This window comes from Carnobacterium divergens (assembly GCF_900258435.1).
GTDB lineage: Bacteria > Bacillota > Bacilli > Lactobacillales > Carnobacteriaceae > Carnobacterium > Carnobacterium divergens_A.
The window spans coordinates 1,814,285-1,835,491 of record NZ_LT992558.1; the positions used below are offsets into that span (position 1 = coordinate 1,814,285).

Genomic DNA, 21,207 nt, shown 5'->3' on the forward strand with positions numbered 1-21,207 from the left:
GCCCTTCTTTCCATTATTTTTTAAGATTCGTACTTACATCACTGCTGCAATGCCTAGTACGAGACAAGTCAAAATAAACAAGATGACAATTAATTTTACCATAAATTTCAACCAAATCGTCAAGTCAACCCTTGCTAAAGCCAAACCGCCCATGACAACCCCTGACGTTGGTGTAATTAAGTTCACGATACCTGAACCTGCTTGATACGCCGTTACAACCAAATGCTCTGGCACACCTGCAAAATTCCCCATTGGTCCAATAATTCCCATTGTAGCTGCTGCTAAGCCAGAAGTAGAAGGAATTAAGAAAGACATTGGAATATAGAAAATAAAGGTTAGCACAATAAAGACAACAGAAGATAAGCCACTTAGTCCTTGTTCGCCCCAATGTAAAACAGTCGCTGTTATCATTCCGTCGTTCATTACCACTTGAATCCCTCTTGCAATCGCACAAATTAAAGCGACCCCTAGTAATTCTCCTGCACCGCTAATAAAAGTTGAAACAAAATCTTCCTCTTTCATACGATAAACAATTCCAATAATAACTGCCATTAAAAACATCAGCATTGTAATTTCTGTAAAATACCATGTTCCAAAAGGAGCCATATCTTTCCCGATGAGTGCACCTAGAAATGGAATGTTCGTTAACCACGTATTAAAGGTTTCGAAAATGGTCCATTTTGGATTAATCGATGACCACGGAATCAGACCAAAAATCATAATAACAAAAGTTAAAATAAAAAGAGTTAATACTTTTTTTTGTTTTGGGGTAATACTTTCCATATTTTCATTGATTTTAAAATGTTCTAAATCGGCTTCACGTTGATGATACATTAAAGAAGCTTCTGGATTTTTTTCGATTTTTGATGCGTAGCGATACACATAGATAATGCCTGCAGACAAGGTTACTACCAATAAAAGAATCCGCCAAATAATGCCATCTCCTGGACTAATTCCTAGAGCCTGCGAAGCCACACCCGTTGCAAAGGGGTTTGTTGTTGAAGCCAAACACCCAATTTGCGAGCCAATCAATACAATTCCAACCGCTACAATGGAGTCAAATCCGACGGCAATCATAACTGGAATCAACAATGGATAAAACGCCATTGTCTCTTCTGCCATTCCAAATGACGTTCCGCCTAATGCAAATAAAATCATTAAAATGGGAATAAGACGTTTTTCACGTCCTTTATTATTTTTTACCACTGAACTGATTCCCGCGTCCAATGCTCCTGTTTTTGTAATAACTCCTAAAAAGCCACCAATCACAATAATGAAAAATGAAATTTCCATTGCTCCAGGTGTCGTTTCAGTGCCTAACATCCCTCGAATGGGGGCCATAAAAACATCCCAGATTCCTTGAGGGTGAGAAGCCGTTTGATGATAGGTCCCTGCAATAATATTGCCTGCTTTAGTTGTTTCATAAGCGCCAGACGGGATCAACCAAGTTAAAATAGCAATTGCCACAATAATGAAAAATAAAACAGTGTACGATGTGGGCATCGTAAATTTCTTCTTATTCACTTGCCTTCCTCCTTTTATGATTCGGAATTGATTGAATGAGTATGCATATTCTACTCATGTTTATTGTATCACAACCCATGAAATAACTAGTTTATTAACCTTGTTTTCTAACTAAAAACCCATCATATTGTAAGCCTTTACTTTTGATTTTTTTAACGTTTTAACAGATTTTCATAGCTGAGTCATTGATGAATAAAGCTTTTCAATTTCTGGTTAAGTCCAACCAGTTGATATGTATACTCGTTATATTTATTCACTCTCACTATAAAATAAAAAACTTGCTTCTATATTAATGATAGAAACAAGCTAATTGAGGTCGTTCTATTTTTCTCCTTGCCATTCTGCAAAAAACTCTTTTAAATAATCTTCCATAAACAAATGCCTTTCATTCGCTAATTTTTTTCCAGTAGTTGTATTCATCGTATCTTTTAATTTTAATAATTTTTCATAAAAATGCATAATGGCCGTGTCTTCATTAGAGCGATACTCTGCTAAGGTCAGGTTCGTCCTTGGTTTTTTTGCCGGATCATGCATCGGTCTGCCATGATTCCCTGAATAAATCATTGTTCTTGCTATTCCAATAGCCCCCATTGCATCCAAGCGATCCGCATCTTGGACAATCTTTCCTTCAATGGTTTCTAACTGTACGTTATTGGTTCCGCCTTTATAAGAAAGGTTTAAGACTATTTGCAAAATAGCCGTTTGATCTACTGCAGCTAAGGATTGACTCTCCAACCAATTTATAACTCGTTGTTCCCCGATTTCTGGCGTCGGATTTAGTTTTTCATCAGGTATGTCATGAAGTAGAGCGGCCATTTCACAAATAAAGGCATCTACTTGCCCTATTTCTTGCTGTGCAATTTGCTTAGTCAAATTTACAACTCGTTGAATATGAAACCAATCGTGTCCACTTTTTTCGTTATTCAGCGTTAGAAAAACAAACTCTTTGGTGTTATTTAAAATTTGTTTTTTCTGTTCATTCATCAAAGTTGATTCCACCCCCACCTATTTATTAAGAGCATCCTTTCTTTCTAGAATACAATTTTAATAGTAGAAAAACAACTTTTTCTTTCTAAAAGTAAGCGGTCTCTTTGTGAAAATAAAATTTTTTTCAAATTCTTTCTAACGACTACTACGAAGGGGATAACCCGACTTTTCAAGCTTTTTTTGAAAACAAATCAGTTTTCATTTTCTTTTATTTAATGTTAGAATAATAGACATGCTTTTTAAATCAGGGCATTTTCAATGTACAAAACAGATTAATTGAAACCGAAATAACAAAAAGAGCTTAATCATTTTGATTTACTGCAGGGAAATACTTCCTTGTCTTTTAGATCATTGTCATTTCATTTTGTTCGTATCGTGTTTTAATTAAACTACAGTGTTTGATTAAAAAAGGAGGAAATTGTTTTGTCAAAAATTAAAGTTGAACATCTTACCAAAGTATTTGGGAAAAAAAGCGCTAAAGCACTTTCGATGTTAAAAGATGGTCAGTCTAAGAAAGACATCTTAAAAGAAACAGGCGCTACTATCGGGGTTGATAACGTAAGTTTCAACGTTGAAGAAGGCGAGATTTTTGTAATTATGGGCTTGTCAGGTAGTGGGAAATCAACCTTGATTCGTCTGCTAAATCGTCTGATTGAACCAACATCTGGCGATATTTATTTAGATGATGTTGACTTAGTCAATATGGATAAAAAAACTTTACGCGAAACTCGTCGTAAAAGTATGAGTATGGTTTTCCAAAACTTCGGTTTGTTTCCAAATCGTACCATTTTAAAAAATACAGAATACGGCCTAGAAATTCAAAATATTGATAAAAGCGAACGCACACAACGTGCCAATGAAGCGTTGGATTTAGTTGGCTTAAATGGCTATGGGGAACAATACCCCGACCAATTATCAGGTGGAATGCAACAACGTGTTGGTCTTGCAAGAGCATTAGCAAATAACCCAGATATTTTATTGATGGATGAAGCCTTCTCTGCCTTAGATCCATTAAACCGAAAAGAAATGCAAAATCAATTGCTAGAATTACAAAGTACTGTTCAAAAAACAATTATTTTTATCACTCATGACTTAAATGAAGCCTTAAGAATCGGCGATCGTATTATGATTATGCGCGATGGTGCTGTTGTACAAACGGGTACTCCTGAAGATATCTTAACGAGTCCTGAAAACGACTATGTTGAGAAATTTATCGAAGATGTAGATCGCTCTAAAGTCTTTACAGCAAGCAATGTGATGATTCGCCCTTCTACTATTTTAATCGAAAAAGATGGCCCTCGTGTTGCCTTAAAACGCATGCGTGAAGAAAGCATCTCAAGTATTTTCGTTGTCAATCGTCATCGTGAGTTAATTGGAATGGTTCATGCTAAAGAAGTCTTAGACTTAATCAATGAAAAGAAAACGTCACTTGAAGAAATCATTCACCGTGACATCGTAACAACTGAACCAGATACACCTATTGCTGATTTGATGGACACTGTTTCTACGATGGCTGTTCCAATGGCCGTTATAGAAAATAACAAACTTAAAGGAATAATTGTGCGCGGTTCTGTTCTGGCTGCGTTAGCAGGAAATGAGGTACCACAACATGTCTAATATACCAATGATTCCAATCGCTGATTGGATTGACTCGCTCGTTGAAAACTTAACAAAATTTGAAGGATTCTTTAATATCATCTCTGTGATTATCGCAAGCATCGCTAGCGTTTTCCAATGGGTCTTTGATATTTTACCAATTTGGCTGTTTATTGTTCTCGTTGTAGCCTGCGTTTACTATGTTAACCGTAATGGAAAAAAATGGGGCCTCATCGCCTTTTCGCTCTTTGGTTTATTGTTTATTTGGAACCTAGGGTTTTGGCGTGATATGACTCAAACCTTAACATTAGTGTTAACGAGTAGTTTTGTTGCCTTAGTAATCGGCGTACCTCTTGGTATTTGGATGTCAAAAAGCAAAATTGCTGAAAAAATCATCCGTCCGATTCTTGACTTTATGCAAACAATGCCAGCTTTCGTTTATTTGATTCCTGCTGTTGCCTTCTTTGGTATTGGAATGGTGCCTGGGGTTGTTGCTTCTGTTATTTTTGCAATGCCTCCAACTGTTCGTATGACAAATCTAGGTATTCGCAGTGTTCCAACTGAATTAGATGAAGCTGCCGATTCCTTCGGATCTACTGGTTGGCAAAAACTCTTTAAAGTCGAGTTGCCAATTGCCAAATCAACTATTATGGCTGGGATTAACCAAAGTATCATGCTAGCTCTTTCAATGGTTGTTATTGCTTCCATGATTGGAACAATGGGACTTGGAACAAAAGTTTACTTTGCTGTTGGTCGTAATGACGCTGGTAACGGATTTACTGCTGGTTTAGCAATCGTTATTTTAGCTATCATTTTAGACCGTTTGACTCAAGCATTTACAAAAGATAAACGAACTCGCTAAGGAGGAATCAATGATGAAAAAATTAATGACGCTATTATTAGCTGCCTCCTTTTTGATTCTATTAAGTAGTTGTGCTACTGGTCTTGAACCTTATGATGCAAAAAAACCACTTGGTGAACAAATCAATTACACGATTACAGGAATCGATGCAGGTGGCGGTATTATGTCTGCAACGGATAAAGCGATTGAAGATTACAAATTAACAAATTGGCAATTGCAACCAAGCTCTTCTGCTGCCATGACAAGTACACTTGAAAAAGCAATCAAAGACAAGCGACCAATTGTTGTAACAGGTTGGACGCCTCACTGGATGTTTACTAAATATGATTTAAAATTCTTAAAAGATCCTAAAGAATCTTTCGGTACTGCTGAAAGCATCCATACGATCGTGCGCCAAGGGTTAAAAAAAGATGAACCTTCTGCTTACACGGTGCTGGATCGCTTCCACTGGACCCCTGAAGAGATGTCTGACGTGATGTTGGATGTCAACAACGGAATGGATCCTGAAAAAGCTGCTGAAAAATGGATTAAAGCAAATCCTGATGCAGTCGCTGAATGGACAAAAGGTGTTTCAAAAGTTGACAATCGTAAATTAAAATTAACTTATGTTGCTTGGGATTCTGAAATTGCTTCTACAAACGTGGTTGCTCTAGTCTTAAACCAATTAGGCTATGACACAACGATTCAGGCAATGGAAATTCAACCAATGTGGGCATCTGTTGCAACGGATGCTGCAGATGGTATGGTCGCTGCATGGTTGCCACGTACTTCTGGAGCCTTTTACAAAGATTATAAAGATAAAGTCGATGACTTAGGACCCAATCTTGAAGGAGCGCAACTTGGTTTAGTTGTTCCAACATATATGGAAAATATCAATTCGATTGAAGATTTAAAAAAATAATAAAAAGCTTGCTGCATTTCAATTAGTTTGAAATGCAGCAAGCTTTTTTTGTATAATTTAGTCAGCTTTCATTTATTTTTTCATTAGCCAACATCTCTTCAAACCATTCTAAATTCACCATATGATGAGACCTAGAATTTTCTAGCATCTTTCTAAAATAGGTTGGCAACTCCTGCTGGGTTGTAAGTGACTGTTCTAATAAATTAATTCTGTTCTTTGTTTCAGTTAGTTGCTCTTTTACAATTTCTTCAAACTTTTCGCTAGGATATTCCTCAACAAATAGCATCGCACCAAAAAATGATAGTTTAACATAATCGGTTTTTGTTCCGTACTTATGCATTAGTTTTTCAAATTCTTTCTCGCCTAATTCAGTAATTACGTAGTGCTGAGCCTCACGCGTATTTTCTGAGGCTATCGCTTCAATCCTATTAATAAGTCCTTTTTCTTCCATTTGTTGTAAATGATAATAAAACGAACCTTTAGTAAAGTTCACGATATATTTATAGTGGCGTAAATCCATAAGTGCTAAAAGTTCATAACCATACGAACCTGGATTTTGTTTTAATAGACCTAAGATAATTAATGGAATCAAAGGTAGCTCCTCCTCTTAATCTTGGAAAAGAGTTCCAAATTTTTCTTCAAATTCAGGATAACTAATCGCTCCTAACGCCATTTCCATACTTGCTAGATAGATTTTTTCCCCTTGTGTGTAGCTTCTTTTACTTAAATTTTCTAATAGCCATTCTTCATTTTCTAGAGGTTCCATTACATGTTGCTTGTTGGCAAAGGCCTCAAAGTAACGTAAACCAAAGCGACGTTGTGAAAGAGCGTTGATATGAATTCCATCAGGATTTGCTGTCAGTTCTTTTGCAGTCACAAAGTAACATTCTTCCTGCTCAAAAGCAACTTTTTGCAAGGCTTGATTGACAGCTTGGTGTTCAGTACAACTAATTCCAAAACCACTCTCCCCTAAAAAATCAGGCATGCCGCCAATCATTAATGGCAGATTAGGAGCATTAAGCTCTGTTCTAAATGCTTTGATAACATGCAATAACTTTTCATAATAATCTGAAAAACGCTCTGGAGTGCTATCGCTTTCTCCTTGGTGCCAAAGGATTCCTGTTAATTGACTATTTTCCATCGCAAATTTTGCTTGGCTAATGGCATGACGAAATAGTATTCCATCTGGATGCCATTCGTCTATTATACTGCCGCCTTCAGCGCAAGGAATTAAACCTAGTTGATCTTCTTTATTCTTCTCACACCAAGCTTCAGCGAATGAAGCTGCTAATCCAACTCCAGCAACAGGACGATCATAGTTAATTGGCTCAGTCATCATTTGCCAACGTCCATTACGAAGCATTTGGATTCTTTCGTTATAAATAGGTTGTACCTCTTTGATAAAGCCTCGTCCAGCCATATTGGATTGTCCCAACATTAAAAATGAGTGTATCATTAGTTCATTCCTTCTTTCAATCATTAGATAAATATAGTCTAATTAGACCTTCTTCGCCATTATAGTCTAATTAGACTATAAATCAAGTTCTAAACGTTTATTCTTTCTTTATTTTAATCAAAAAACTTCAGAATGGATAAATTTATATTCATTCTGAAGTCTTTTATACTTAGTCATCTTTTTTGCTGCTTTTAAGCAGAGGCCTCAATCACCCAGTCTACACTCCCACTACTATTCTCACAGGTTTGAAGAGTAATTCGTTCCCCTCCCCCAGTTCCAATCATTCGATCCCAATAATTAACACCATCAACTATTCCAACGGCGTTTTGTGTCACTTGATAGATACGCTGAATATGATAGGCTGTTGGATGATTAGCAGCATCCGTAACTATGATGATACTTCCAACCCCTAAATTCCAAATTCCTGAAAAAGCTCCTGGGTTATGACCGATAATATGGGTATTTAATCCATCTGTTCCTGATTGTACCGCAGCGCCACCCCAAGTTGATGCATTTGCCGAATTCGTATCGATATAATTTTGTCCCCCACTTTGTCCAGCATTTTCATAATGAATTGATTCACCCATTAAATTCACTGTTTTTGGTTGATATTGTCCTTCTTGAGGAACTGGTGATGGTGTTGATTCACTGTCCTCCTTTTGGTTGACTTGACTTGAAGAATGGCTAGTAGCTTGATTTTCTTTTGTTTGAGTAATCGTTGCTTGCGGTTCTTTAATTTTAGGAGCTTTATCTTTTACTGTTACTGTTTTAGTCAGAATTGTTTGATTGCCTGATTGATCTTTCACTTCATAATTCACAGGATATTTGCCTACTTTATTCCAATCAACTTTTCCTGTCTCAGTGACCTTACTAGTTAAATCGCCATCGTAATTATCTTTTGCAGTCACTAATGTCATTACGTCTATCGATTCACCTATATTCGTTATTTTATCTTCTGCACTCAAGACTGGAGGGATTTTATCAACTACTTTTATTTCTGTTATTTTATTAATTTTATTTCCGCTTTCGTCATTTGCTGAAATCGTTACATGATTGACACCTATTTTATCTATTTGATAATCAGATATTGTCGATACATTCGTAATGTCTCCATCCAAGTTATCTGTAATAGTAATTTTTTTTCCTAGTTGAAAAGGCTGATGAACTTCTACTTCATAAGAATCTTTAGCACTAATTACTGGTGGTGTTTCATCTTTTACAAGAATAGTAACTACCTCTTCATCAATCGTTTTTCCGGATTCTTTCAAAGCAACAGTTACTTTGTAATCGCCTATTTTATTCGTATTAACGGTTCCTTTTACAACACTCAATTTTAGATTTTTTTGTGAATGTTCAATTTTTATTTTGTTCAAGTTTAATTTTTGATGGTAAGGGGCTTGGATAGCATTTGAAAGTATTTCAGGATTGGTTAATTCTTTATTTACAAATAAACCTAGACCTCCAACTGAAATTGAACAACTTGTAAGTAAGAGTAAAGCAGTTTGATAAGGCATATCCAACACCTTCCATTTCCATTATTTTTTTATTTAAACAGACCATATTCTCTTTGTTATATAATACCTCTTTTTGTTATTTAATAATAATTTAATGCTCAAAAAAGACAAAAAAAAACACTAATTCAATTAAATTAGTGTTTTTTTGACTTATTTTCTTTTTTTATTACGGTAGCTTGATTCCATAATAATTGGTAAAATAACTGGTCTGCGACGAGTTTTTTCAAATAGATATTTGCTTAGAGCTTCTCTAATCTCTTGTTTTAGACGGCTCCACTCAAATTCTTTACGACTTAAATTTTCTTCAACAACTGTTCGAACAATTTCATTGCTTTCTTTAATTAAGTCTTCATTGGCTCTTACATATACAAAACCTTTTGTTGTTACATCTGGGCCTGAAATAATCTTGCCTTGTTTACGGCTAATCGTTACAACTGCAACAAAAATACCATCTTCGGATAACAATTTACGATCGCGTAATACGATATTGCCAATGTCGCCAATTCCAATTCCGTCAATCATTGTATTGCCCGCTTCAACTTGTCCAGCCATTCTCATACGTCCATCTTTATATTCCATAACATCGCCTTTACCTGGAATAAAAATGTTTTTATGAGGAATCCCAACTTCATTTGCTAATTCAGCATGAGCTGATAATAAACGGAACTGTCCTTTAACTGGAATGAAATAAGTGGGCTTCATCAAGTTAATCATCAATTGTAAATCTTTTTGTGATCCGTGACCTGAAGCTTTTAAATTATCTGAAATTTGTTTTACAGTACCACCCGCGCGGTAAATCATGTCTTCTGTTTTAGCAACCGTCGTTTCCATCGCTGTTGACGTAGTCGTTGTGATATAAATTAAATCGCCTTCTTTAATGTTCACTTGACGATGTCTGCCAAGTGCCATTTTTTGTAGGGATTGAATGGGTTCGCCTAAGTTCCCTGTTTCAAGTACGACAATTTCATTATCTGGATAATTATCGATGTCTTTGACAGGAACGATTAACTCATCACTTGGCAATTCAATTTTATTTAATTTCATTGCTGTTTTAACAATTTCTTCCAAGTCTTTACCGGTAATAAAGACTTTACGTTTTGATTTTTCAGCAGCATTTAAAACTTGTTGAACTCTTAGGATATTACTTGCAACACAGGCTGCAATAATACGACCTTCTGTATTTCTAAAGGTATCTAAAACTTCTCCGGCAATTTTCAAGTCACTTGCGTTTTCGACGGTACTTTCAGCACCTTCGGAATCACTTAGCAAAGCTAAAACATTGTTCTCGCCAATTGAGCTGATTTTTGCAAAGTTGGTTTGATACATTGGAATCGCGCTTTGATCAAATTTAAAGTCTCCTGTATAAACGATACTGCCTTCATCTGTTTTAACAGCAATACCGACAGAGTCTGGAATCGTATGGGTTGTTTTAAAGAAACTCACCACTGAATTTCCAAATTCAATCTCTGTATTTTCGTCAATAATATGATAGTCGTCAAAGCCTTTTGAAATATGATCTTTTTCAACAAAGAGTTTTGCTAAGGCAATCGTTAATTCTGTTCCAAAAACAGGAACACTGAATTTTTGTAAGAAATAAGGAAGTGCTCCGATTGCATCGGCATGTCCATGTGTTAAAAAGACACCTACAATACGGTCACTATTTTCTTCCAAATAACTAAAATCAGGAATCACAACGTCAATTCCTAGCAATTCATTTTCAGGGTAGATGAGCCCACAGTCTAAGATGTATATTTCTTCTTCCACTTCAACGATGTATAAATTTTTACCATTTTCACGAACACCGCCAAGTGCGATTATTTTAATGTCGCTCATTTTTTCACCTCTATTACTTTCTTTTATATTGTTCTTTTTAAATTTCTAATGCATTAAAAATAGCTTGCTCTTCTTCCATAGTACAAGGAATTAACGGCAATCTTAGGGAACCTACAGAAATACCTAACTGATTTAAACTCGCTTTAACGGGCGCTGGGGACGAAACGGTAAACAGGCTGTTCATTTTAGGAACAAGGTTACGATGAATTCTTGCTGCATCTGCTACTAAACCTTCTTCTAATAAACGATACATCTCTGCCATTTCATTTCCTAAGACATGACTTGCAACCGAAATAATTCCTGTTGCTCCGATACATTTAGCAGGAAACGTTAAATTATCTTCTCCAGAATAAACTAAGAAATCAGCTGGCGCCCCTTCAATAATTTCACTCATAGCATCAAGTCCGGCACATTCCTTTGTCCCAATAATTGAATCAAATTGAGCTAATCGAATCGTTGTTTTTGCATCCATTGAAATTCCAGTTCGTCCTGGAACGTTGTACATCATAATTGGCAAGTCACTTGCATTCGCAACGGCTTTGAAATGTTCATATAACCCTGCTTGACTTGGTTTGTTATAAAATGGAACCACTACTAAAGCAGCATCAATGCCTTTTATGTTTGACACTTCTTCGGTAAATGCAACGGTTTCTGCTGTATTATTCGAACCCGTTCCAGCAATAATTGGCACGCGTCCTGCCACAAATTCAACTGTTTTTTGATAAAGTGTCAATTTTTCATCATGAGTTAACGTAGGAGATTCTCCTGTAGTGCCACCAACGACTAGACCTTGGGTACCATTAGCTAAAAGATAGTCTATCAAAGCTTTTGTCTTTTCATAGTCAATGTCTCCTCTATCGTCAAATGGAGTTACCATTGCTGTCATTATGTTCGCCGTTTTGATTTCCAAAATCAATCATCCTTTCTTTCCGTTAACGAGTTCCCTTTTCTTACATCTTTACTTTAAACTTTAACTAAATCAAGTTTGTGTAAACTTTCAGCGATTTGGATTGAATTCCAAGCAGCACCTTTTAGTAAGTTATCTGATACAACCCACATATGGAAGCCTTTGTCTTCATCTAAATCTTTACGGATTCTGCCTACAAATGTCTCTTTTTTACCAACAGCTGTTAATGGCGTTGGGTAAGTTTGCGTGTCTGGATCATCTTGTAAAACCACACCAGGAGCCGTTGTGAGTTCTTGTTGAATTCCAAAAACTGTTGCTAATTCATCCTCTACTTCAAAATAAATCGATTCAGAATGTCCTGAAACAACAGGAATACGAACACAAGTAGCAGCAACTTTAATCGTTTCGTCTGCCATAATTTTTTTCGTTTCATTCATCATTTTCCACTCTTCGTAGGTATAACCCGCGTCACTAAAGACATCGATTTGAGGCAATGCATTAAAGGCGATTGGAAAATGTTTTTGATCGCCACTACAAGGTAAAATATTGGCTTCATAACCTTCTTTGTTTAACATGTGTTGCGCTTGGTCTTCCATTTCTTTGATAGCTGAAATTCCTGCTCCACTAACAGCTTGATAAGTAGAGACAATAATTCTTTTTAAACCGTATTTTTTGCGAATAGGTTCTAACGCTACCATCATTTGAATCGTTGAACAATTTGGATTTGCTATAATTCCTTGATGGGTTCTTAACGCTTCTTCATTCACTTCTGGCACAACTAGAGGCACGTTTAAATCCATTCGATAAGCACTTGTATTATCAATCACTACTGCTCCACGCTTCACTGCTTCTGGGGCAAATTGTTTTGAGATGCCTCCACCTGCACTAAATAATGCAATATCAATGCCTTCAAAAGAGTCCGGCGTTGTTTCTTCAATGACTAATTCCGTTCCTTTAAAGTTCTTTACTTTTCCAGCAGATCTTTTTGATGCTAGTAATGTTACACTTTCAATTGGAAAAGTTGCTTCTTCTAACATTTCCATCATTTTTGAACCAACGGCTCCAGTTGCACCTACAATCGCAATATGATATCCACTCATACAGACAACTCCCTATTTTTTTGTTTATAGTTTATACATGACTTTTAAAACGTTCTTACTTTTGTCGTTTCTCATTCAAGGAATTAAAACTTGAATCAGACAAATGTAACCATCTCATATTTTACCATAAAAGCGCCTTAAATCATACCTAACTTGCCTTTTTGTGTTAAAATACAAACAGCTTTATTTATTTTTAAGAATTAATTTGAAAAAGGAAAGGAATTTATGATGAAACGTACAACAAAAATCGGACTAATTAGTATCCTCATTTTGACTATTCTAACATTAGGTGGTCTTTTAACACTAAATCTCCTAACATACTCCCCTAGCCCACAAGCTGAGTCTGCTTTAAAAAGTAACCCTGCCGTCAATGTAAAATCAACTTCTAATGCAACTGTTTTTACTCCAACTAAACACAAAAACGATCTCAGCGTTTTATTTTATCAAGGTGCTTTAGTAAAAGAAGACAGTTATAGCATTTGGGCTAAAAATCTTGCTGTTAAAGGAGGTTATACTGTTTACCTCATTCACCAACCGTTTCATTTAGCCGTTTTAAAAAGTGGAATTGCTGCTGACATTATTCAAGAAAATAATATTAAAGAGTACGTTATTGGCGGTCATTCGCTAGGAGGCGTTATGGCGAGCCGTTTTGCAGAAAGCCATCTTTCACCCAACCTAAAAGGTGTTTTCTTTTTAGCCAGTTATCCTGATGAAAAAGGGTCGCTAGCAAAAACAAATTTACCCGTTCTTTCAATTGTGGCAGATCATGACGGTGTTTTGAATTGGGATCGTTATAAAGACGCAAAAAAAGACTTACCTCCCACAACGACATACCAGACAATCACAGGAGGCAATCACGCTGGATTTGGTAGCTATGGACCACAAAAAGGAGATACTTCAGCTTTAATCTCCAACAATGAACAGCAAGCGATTATCTCTGATTTACTGCTTAACTGGTTAGATGCACTTCCTAAGTAATCCGAAAAACAGGTGATTCAGTCACCTGTTTTTTTTAGAATCAACTCATGGATAGCATGGGCAACCCCATCTTCATCATTTGATTTCGTAATAAAGGTTGCTAGTGCTTTCATTTCTTCTGTGCCATTTTCCATTACGACTGCATGTCCGGCATACTCTAGCATACTCCGATCATTTTCCGCATCTCCAATCGCCATCACTTCATCTACTTGCAATTGCAACGATTCCGCAAGGCTTTGTAGTGCCTTTCCCTTACTGGCTTGTTTATTTAAAAATTCAAAGTTATAAGGTACGCTTCTAACCATATAAAAGTCATCCTTAAACAAAGCTGGAAGTTCTTGAATCAATGTATCCATTTCTGTTGGATCTCCTAAAAACATTCCTTTTGTCACTAAGGTATCTGGCGTTAATTTATCCACATCAAGATACGTTAAGTGCGTATGTAGCAATTTAGCATCATCTACTACAAGCTGTGATGGTTTAAGGGCTGTGTGGTACATTTCCGACTCATCAAAAAAAGTTAATTGGGCTTTTTGATTGTTCGAAAATTGATAAATGCGCTTCACTTGATCGGCTGTTAGAGTTAAGTGATTCAACACTTTTTTTGATTGGGTCTCTTGTACTAAAGCACCGTTTTGTGTAATGGCTATTGTTGTTGAATCGAGTAAACCCAATTTTTCCAAATACGGAGTAATTCCGACAAGCGGTCTGCCTGTACATAATACAATTGTAACACCACTGTTTTTTGCTAATTCGATTGCCTCACAAACATTTTGAGTTAAGCGATGGTCACTCGTTAAAAGTGTTCCATCAATATCAATAGCTACTAATTTGATCATTTTAATTATCCACCTTTTGATTGTTTACTCTTAGCATACCATAAAATCAATTTATTTAATTCTTGAAATGATTGCATTTATGTAGTTAGAATGCTATTTTAAAAGTAATCAATTTTCAGTTATGAAGAAAGGATGTTTAAATGTCCACTACAAAAGAAAAAGTACTTAGTTTTATTCAAAAAGCGTATCCAAATCCAATTTCTGGTCAATTAATTAGTTCAGAATTAGCGATTTCTAGAACAGCTGTCTGGAAAGCAATTCAGCGATTAAAGGAAGAAGGGTATGAAATTGACTCGATTGGTAGAAGCGGGTATCAATTTAAAGAGCCGCCAATTAGTAAAGCTTTACTTCAAGAACAATTAACAACTACCCTCATTGGAAAAGAACTTTTAGTTTTCCCTACCATTTCTTCTACAAATACGAGAGCTAAAGAATTGGCAGATCAAGATTTAATTGGAGATGGCGCTGTTTTAATTTCAGAAGAACAAACAGCTGCCAGAGGACGCATTGGCCGAACATGGAATTCACTAAAAGGAAAGACTATCTCTCTTTCCATCGTTTTAAAACCAGATCTTCAACCAGCAAAAGCCAGCCTACTTACTCAGTTAATGGCAGCCGCTTTTATCAATTCATTGCCTGAAAATGATTCTGTCAAAGTGAAATGGCCAAATGATATTGTGGTGAACGGCAAAAAAATCTGTGGGATTTTAACAGAAATGAGCTCTGAATTAACAAAAATTCATTATGTAGTTGTTGGCATTGGCATCAATACCAATTTATTAGTCGAAGATTTTCCAGAAGATATTTCAAGCAAAGCTACTTCTTTAGCTATTTTACAAAATCAAACAATCGAACCGAATCATTTGATCTCTCAGTTTTTAAAAGAATTTGAAACCTTATATTTAAATTTTATTGAATCAGAAGATCCAACGCCTTTTTTAGATAGTTGTCGTAAGGCTTCTGCTGTTATCGGGCAAGATATTTATCTTTTAAAAGGAAACCAGCGGCAATTAGCCCATGCTGTTGAAATTGATGATGAGGGACAGCTGTTGGTTCAATTAGCTGGGGAAACTGACTTAACTCCTGTTTTTGCTGGGGAAATTTCAATTAGAGGCTTAGATGGGTATATTTAAAAATAGCAAAAAGCACTGAATTTAAAAATTCAGTGCTTTTTTATTACCTATTTTGTTTCTTTATCTGTTGTTTCTTCTTCGTCTTTTTTAAGCAAGGCTTTACGAGAAAGGTTGATACGTCCTTGGTTATCGATTTCAGTAACTTTAACCATTACTTCATCATTTAATGCAAGAATGTCTTCTACTTTACCAACGCGCTCATTTGCAAGTTCAGAAATATGAACTAAGCCATCTTTTCCTTTAATAATTTCTACAAAAGCACCGAATTTTTCAATACGTTTTACTTTACCATTGAAAATTTCACCAATTTTAATTTCTCTTGTTAAATCTTCAATAATTGTTTTCGCTTTTTGAATCATAGCGGCATCCGTTGAAGCAATGCTGACATTTCCTTCTTGATCGATATCAATTTTAACGCCAGTTTCTTCAATGATTGCATTGATTTGATCGCCACCACGACCAATAACCACTTTGATTTTTTCTGGTTTAATTTTAATCATTTCAATCTTAGGAGCATATTCGCTAAGCTCTAAGCGTGGTGCAGAAATTGTAGAAGTTAATTCATCTAAAATTTCTAAACGGGCTTTTTTAGCTTGTGTTAAAGCTTCTTCTAAAATTTGTTGAGTAATTCCGTCAATCTTAATATCCATTTGAAGAGCTGTAATTCCAGCAGTCGTTCCAGCAACTTTAAAGTCCATGTCGCCTAAATGATCTTCCAATCCTTGAATATCCGTTAACACCGTATAGTTTTCGCCATCTTTAACAAGTCCCATTGCAATCCCTGCAACTGGTGCTTTAATTGGAACACCTGCATCCATTAATGCTAACGTTCCAGCACAGATACTTGCTTGAGAAGAAGAACCATTTGATTCTAATACTTCAGCAACCAAACGAATAGTGTAAGGGAAGTCCTCTTCACTTGGAATTACTTGAGACAAAGCACGTTCTCCTAATGCACCGTGACCGATTTCACGACGACCAGGACCACGACTTGGGCCAGTACTTCCTACTGAATATTGAGGGAAGTTATAATGATGGATGAAACGTTTGCTCTCTTCAATTCCTAAGCCATCAATAATTTGATGTTCTCCAAGAGGTGCTAATGTTGCAATGGATAAAGCTTGTGTTTGTCCACGAGTAAACAATCCAGAACCATGAGTACGCGGCAACATGCCTACTTCAGAAGCTAAGTGACGAATCTCATCAATTTTACGGCCATCTGGACGGACTTTATCAACTGTGATTAAACGACGTACTTCATTTTTTTCTAAATCTTCCACAATTTGTTTCACTTCTTTAAAAATACGGGCCGCTTCTTCATCTGCAGCATATTTTTCTTCAAAATGAGCAATCGCTTCTTCTTTTACTGATTCAATATTTTCTTCACGAGCTAATTTTTCTTCTGTTTGAATAGCGTCAATCATTTTTTGTTTAAAGGCAGCATTTACTTCTGCATCTAACGCTGCATCAATTTGTAACAATGCTATTTCCATTTTTTCTTTGCCAACTGCTTGAGCAATTTCTTCTTGGAAAGCAACTAATTCTTTAATGGCGTTATGACCAAAAAGTAACGCGCCTAACATATCTTCTTCTGAAACTTCTTTAGCACCACTTTCAACCATGTTAATAGCGTCTTTTGTTCCTGCAACGGTTAAATGAATATCTGATAATTCGTTCTGTTCAACTGTTGGGTTAATCACGTACTCGCCATTAATACGACCAACATCAACACCTGCAATTGGGCCATTAAACGGAATATCTGATATACAAAGTGCTAATGAAGAACCAAACATTGCAGCGAATTCTGGTGAGCAATCTTGTTCTACTGACATCACAGTATTCGTAATTTGAACTTCATTACGGAAACCTTCTGCAAACATTGGACGAATTGGGCGGTCAATCAAACGAGCAGTCAAAGTTGCTCTTTCACTTGGACGCGCTTCACGTTTAATAAATCCTCCTGGAATTTTACCAACTGCATACATTTTTTCATCATAGTTCACTGTTAATGGGAAAAAGTCAACATCTTTTGCTTTTTTACTAGCTACTGCGGCTGTTAATACAGCAGTGTCGCCATAACGGATTAAAGCAGCTCCATTTGCTTGTTTTGCTAATTGGCCCACTTCAACCTTTAACGTGCGGCCAGCCCACTCTTTTTTAAAAATTTGTTTTTCTGTCATATTTTATAGTTCTCCTTTGTTGTTCAAAGTCGAAAATCTTATTATCACACAGATACACACAAGCTACTAAACAAATGTGAACACCTAACTTAGTTTAGATACTCGCATTTGCATAGTAGGATACCTTTTTTTAGACAATCGATTTCTTCCTTGACAAGTTGATTTGATTCCAAACAAAATGAAGCGAGATTCCTATGAACCTCGCTCCAAAAGATACACGAAAATTAACGACGTAAGCCTAGGCTTTGAATTAATTCACGGTAACGAGCTACATCTTTGTTACGTAAGTATGCAAGCAAGTTACGACGGTGACCAATTTTTTTCATTAATCCACGGTATGAATGATGATCTTTTTTGTGAACACGTGCATGCTCATTTAAGTGATTGATTTCTGCAGTTAATACAGCAATTTGTACTTCTGGAGAACCAGTATCTCCTTCGTGAGTTGCATATTGTTTCATGATTACGTTTTTGTCTTCTTTAGAAATTGCCATTTCTAAACACCTCTTCCTATTAGATTTGCCGCTTACTGAGTAATCCGTTGGTGACTCGAGAAACCAAGTAAGGGTCATGTGTTATACACAATTTAAACTTTACACGATTTCACTTGAAATTGCAAGAGATTTCAAGCTACTTTCTGCTTCTTTTTAAGGGAGTGGAATCCAATATCTTTGAACGATATTTCCGTTATTCTCAACCACTTCATTTTCCATCTGACCACCATTATGCTGAATCGTTTTTCTTGACCCTTCATTTTCTTTATCACAAGTGATTAACATTTTTTTAAGACCTAATTTCTGACATTCTTCTAGGCTCAGATTCAGTAAACGAGTCGCATGTCCTTTTCTTCTCATACTAGGCTTAATGCCATACCCAATATGTCCACCTGTTTGAAGCAACTCCTCAGTTAAATAATGGCGAATAGTTACAACCCCAATGAGTTCATTTTCAGAACTACAGTACCAAAAGGTTGATGCCGGTACCCAGTTTTTCGGAATATTTTCACCTCGTACCTCTTCTTCAAAAAGACTAATCATTTCTTTAAAATGAGTTGGATCTCTTTCAATCACCCATGGAACCATTTTTTTTTTCGATTTTTCCCAATCGTTTAAAAAAGAACAATAACTCGATTCTAATGCTTCGATCGGTTTCGTTAAGTAATAGTGTTCTTGCATCCTTATCATCCCTCTATTTTAAAACTAAATGATCCTAACTTTACATTAACGGAAAATGAAAATCAAGATTGAAGTTGCTGAGTTGCCGCTTGAAAAGAGGCTGTTTTTATTAGTATTTCATAAAAATTAGATTGCAATAAATGATCCAATTCAAATAATAAGGGGACATGTGCCATTGTTTCTTCTGTTGCCAAGAAAACAATCAACTGGACCTCTTTATTATTCTTCACTATAAGTGGCGATTTTAAAAATAGAAAACTACACCCCGGTTTGATTGAACCAAAACGATAATCTGTATGCACTAGTAAGATTTTGGAATATAAAAAAATAAGCTGTCCTTGATTAAGCTCTTCTTTTATTTGTTCTCTATAACTCACTTGAATATAATGCTCTTCAATTAACGGCTTACTCATTTTATCTAATAAAGTAGGCAAACTGTCCTCTTGATCTTCCACAAAACAAAACTCTGAGTTCTTCAAAAAATCAACCAGCTTTACTTGATATTTTTTAGGCAACTCTCTTTTTGGACTTTTTACTAGTTTTTCCAATTCCAAGATAAATGCATCTTGATTCTCTATATACTGAAACTCAGTCAGAAGCAATTTAATCTTTTCTCTTTTTTTCAACGTCAAAGGTCGCTTCTTTCCTAATTCTTTCATCCGTTTTTTATCCTCAATTGTTAAAATTGGCGAAACATAAACTGTTTCTCCTTGAGGATGAACATAATTTAGATTGGTTGAAATGCAGTAGTCTACTTTGCCAGGATAATAATACGCACTTTTTGATTTTAAATTTCCAACAACTAAACTTTCTGGTAATAATTGTTGTAAATGAGCCTCAATCACGTTATTTAAAACAGTTGAACAATCAGAAACAACCAATACTTGTAAAACATCTCTTCTAGTCTGTTCCTTTAAAATCGCTTCCTCAAAATAAATGGCAATTTCAGTGATTTCTGTTTTCGTCAATCCTTTTGAAAAACTTGTTTGAAAAACAATATCCGATTTCATAATAATACTCACTTTTTCAGTTAACTTAAATGCTTTTTCATAACGATCGCTTAGATCTTTTACTAAATAATTAGGCATCTGAACCTCGAAAACATGTCGATAATAGAGTACTTTCATATGGGTTTGAATTTTTTCAATCAAGCGATCGCGGTTATGAAAATGAATCCCTGCAATTTGTTCAAACAAACGGACAAAATTTTTGGTTACATAAACTAAATTTTCAAAGGGATTGCTTAGAAAATGAGCATCCACATTCTTTTCAATACATAACAGTAAGACACTGTAGTAATAAGCTTCTTTTTCAAGGTGGTCTATTCCAAAATATCCATTAAGCTGTTGCAAAAGTTGAACAACAATTTTAAATTCCAAACGTTCTTCTATGAGTGCCGCTTCTTTTTTTGTCCATTCTACAATCCAACCATTTTTACTTCTATTTTGTACGATCACTATCATTTTTGCTAAAATATGAGTGTCTAATTCCGTAATCTCCTTGGCTAAAGAAGTTTTTGTTTGATAAATAGCTGCTTCAATAGCCTGAATAGCTTGATTTAGTTCTTGAGGTGTTTTTACTATTTCCAATTCGTGTACCAATAAATAATAAATTGCATCCATCTGAGCAATTTCCATTAGATAAAGTTGTTGATAAATTAACTGTCTTCGATTTAATTCACTAATTGTTACAAAATAGCCTCTTTTTTTATTGCTTTCAATCGTTACACCAAAAGTTAATAACCATTCTTTAACTAATTGAACATCCTTTATAACAGTATTCCTAGAGACATGAAAAAAATCTTGTAGATGTTGCAACTGCCATTTTTTATTTTCAATTAAAATAAGCAACCCTATTAATAAATGCCGTTCATTTTGAGTTAATACATAATCTGTCGTTTCTTGAGCCTTCATCCATAGTTGAATTTCTTGCTGTTGTATTTTTGAAATTTCGAATCCTTTTCTTTTTTGTCTTTGAAGAGTTGGTCTTTTTTTTTCTTTCAAAAAATCATTTAATTTATCAACATAATAATAAACCATTCTTCTAGAAACACCTAAATTGAGAGCTAATTCTGTTATACTTCGAATTTCTTTTTGTCTACTAATCATACTTAAAAATTGAATGAACTTTGTATCCAGCTGCTCCATGTTCTCCAACCTACTTTCTTCAATTATGTACAAAAAAGTAAAGAAGTTAAACAACCTCTTTACTTTAAGAATATC

At 35.5% G+C, this 21,207-nt stretch carries 18 protein-coding genes; 5 read left to right on the forward strand and 13 right to left on the reverse strand.

What is annotated here, in order from left to right; all coding sequences use genetic code 11:
- Positions 1 to 33: 33 nt before the first annotated feature.
- Both CDIMF43_RS09150 and CDIMF43_RS09155 read right to left on the reverse strand, forming a co-directional pair.
- Positions 34 to 1,503, reverse strand: coding sequence for a YfcC family protein (locus tag CDIMF43_RS09150; protein ID WP_109842365.1), 1,470 nt, complete (start codon positions 1,501 to 1,503; stop codon positions 34 to 36).
- Between the two features lie 342 nt (positions 1,504 to 1,845).
- Positions 1,846 to 2,508, reverse strand: coding sequence for an HD domain-containing protein (locus CDIMF43_RS09155; RefSeq protein ID WP_074402566.1), 663 nt, complete (start codon positions 2,506 to 2,508; stop codon positions 1,846 to 1,848).
- Between the two features lie 426 nt (positions 2,509 to 2,934).
- Between CDIMF43_RS09155 and CDIMF43_RS09160 the strand changes: the two genes are divergently transcribed.
- Genes CDIMF43_RS09160 through CDIMF43_RS09170 form a run of 3 tightly spaced genes read left to right on the forward strand, consistent with a single transcriptional unit; the run spans position 2,935 to position 5,870 of the window.
- Positions 2,935 to 4,128, forward strand: a complete 1,194-nt coding sequence (locus CDIMF43_RS09160; protein ID WP_074402565.1) for a quaternary amine ABC transporter ATP-binding protein — start codon at positions 2,935 to 2,937, stop codon at positions 4,126 to 4,128.
- A complete protein-coding gene (locus tag CDIMF43_RS09165; protein ID WP_074402564.1) occupies positions 4,121 to 4,969 on the forward strand; it encodes an ABC transporter permease in 849 nt (282 codons plus the stop codon). Before CDIMF43_RS09160 ends, CDIMF43_RS09165 begins: the two co-directional genes overlap by 8 nt.
- Before the next feature lie 13 nt (positions 4,970 to 4,982).
- Positions 4,983 to 5,870 carry a glycine betaine ABC transporter substrate-binding protein gene (locus tag CDIMF43_RS09170; protein WP_109841823.1) on the forward strand — a complete coding sequence of 296 codons (888 nt, stop codon included), beginning with the start codon at positions 4,983 to 4,985 and terminating at the stop codon, positions 5,868 to 5,870.
- Between the two features lie 61 nt (positions 5,871 to 5,931).
- Here the strand turns inward: CDIMF43_RS09170 and CDIMF43_RS09175 are convergent, their stop codons facing one another.
- The 6 genes from CDIMF43_RS09175 to CDIMF43_RS09200 all read right to left on the reverse strand — a co-directional run bounded on the left by CDIMF43_RS09175 (position 5,932) and on the right by CDIMF43_RS09200 (position 12,680).
- Positions 5,932 to 6,462: a PadR family transcriptional regulator gene (locus CDIMF43_RS09175; protein ID WP_109841824.1), complete on the reverse strand. Its 531-nt coding sequence runs from the start codon at positions 6,460 to 6,462 to the stop codon at positions 5,932 to 5,934.
- 15 nt (positions 6,463 to 6,477) lie between these two features.
- Entirely contained in the window at positions 6,478 to 7,326 is an 849-nt protein-coding gene (locus CDIMF43_RS09180) for a sialate O-acetylesterase (RefSeq protein ID WP_109841825.1), read from the reverse strand.
- Between the two features lie 191 nt (positions 7,327 to 7,517).
- The gene (locus CDIMF43_RS09185) at positions 7,518 to 8,840 is read right to left on the reverse strand and encodes an immunoglobulin-like domain-containing protein (protein ID WP_109841826.1); all 1,323 of its coding nucleotides are present in this window, start codon (positions 8,838 to 8,840) and stop codon (positions 7,518 to 7,520) included.
- 150 nt (positions 8,841 to 8,990) lie between these two features.
- Entirely contained in the window at positions 8,991 to 10,673 is a 1,683-nt protein-coding gene (locus CDIMF43_RS09190; protein ID WP_109841827.1) for a ribonuclease J, read from the reverse strand.
- Between the two features lie 37 nt (positions 10,674 to 10,710).
- On the reverse strand, positions 10,711 to 11,583 hold the full coding sequence (gene dapA / locus CDIMF43_RS09195) for a 4-hydroxy-tetrahydrodipicolinate synthase (RefSeq protein WP_109841828.1): 873 nt from the start codon (positions 11,581 to 11,583) through the stop codon (positions 10,711 to 10,713).
- Between the two features lie 53 nt (positions 11,584 to 11,636).
- Positions 11,637 to 12,680, reverse strand: a complete 1,044-nt coding sequence (locus tag CDIMF43_RS09200; protein WP_109841829.1) for an aspartate-semialdehyde dehydrogenase — start codon at positions 12,678 to 12,680, stop codon at positions 11,637 to 11,639.
- A gap of 225 nt (positions 12,681 to 12,905) precedes the next feature.
- On the opposite strand from CDIMF43_RS09200, the gene CDIMF43_RS09205 reads away from it, so the two are divergent.
- On the forward strand, positions 12,906 to 13,658 hold the full coding sequence (locus CDIMF43_RS09205) for an alpha/beta hydrolase (RefSeq protein ID WP_376711528.1): 753 nt from the start codon (positions 12,906 to 12,908) through the stop codon (positions 13,656 to 13,658).
- Between the two features lie 17 nt (positions 13,659 to 13,675).
- Here CDIMF43_RS09205 and CDIMF43_RS09210 read toward each other — a convergent pair whose 3' ends face one another.
- Positions 13,676 to 14,497, reverse strand: a complete 822-nt coding sequence (locus tag CDIMF43_RS09210; protein ID WP_109841830.1) for a Cof-type HAD-IIB family hydrolase — start codon at positions 14,495 to 14,497, stop codon at positions 13,676 to 13,678.
- Between the two features lie 140 nt (positions 14,498 to 14,637).
- Here CDIMF43_RS09210 and CDIMF43_RS09215 point away from each other — a divergent pair, with 140 nt between their 5' ends.
- Positions 14,638 to 15,630, forward strand: a complete 993-nt coding sequence (locus tag CDIMF43_RS09215; RefSeq protein ID WP_109841831.1) for a biotin--[acetyl-CoA-carboxylase] ligase — start codon at positions 14,638 to 14,640, stop codon at positions 15,628 to 15,630.
- 47 nt (positions 15,631 to 15,677) lie between these two features.
- On the opposite strand, the gene pnp is transcribed toward CDIMF43_RS09215, so the two are convergent.
- From pnp to CDIMF43_RS09235, 4 genes are all read right to left on the reverse strand, one after another.
- Entirely contained in the window at positions 15,678 to 17,810 is a 2,133-nt protein-coding gene (gene pnp / locus CDIMF43_RS09220; protein ID WP_109841832.1) for a polyribonucleotide nucleotidyltransferase, read from the reverse strand.
- A gap of 224 nt (positions 17,811 to 18,034) precedes the next feature.
- On the reverse strand, positions 18,035 to 18,304 hold the full coding sequence (rpsO, locus tag CDIMF43_RS09225; RefSeq protein WP_010054155.1) for a 30S ribosomal protein S15: 270 nt from the start codon (positions 18,302 to 18,304) through the stop codon (positions 18,035 to 18,037).
- Between the two features lie 153 nt (positions 18,305 to 18,457).
- Positions 18,458 to 18,985: a GNAT family N-acetyltransferase gene (locus CDIMF43_RS09230; RefSeq protein WP_109841833.1), complete on the reverse strand. Its 528-nt coding sequence runs from the start codon at positions 18,983 to 18,985 to the stop codon at positions 18,458 to 18,460.
- 62 nt (positions 18,986 to 19,047) lie between these two features.
- Entirely contained in the window at positions 19,048 to 21,132 is a 2,085-nt protein-coding gene (locus CDIMF43_RS09235; RefSeq protein WP_109841834.1) for an HTH domain-containing protein, read from the reverse strand.
- Positions 21,133 to 21,207 lie beyond the last annotated feature (75 nt).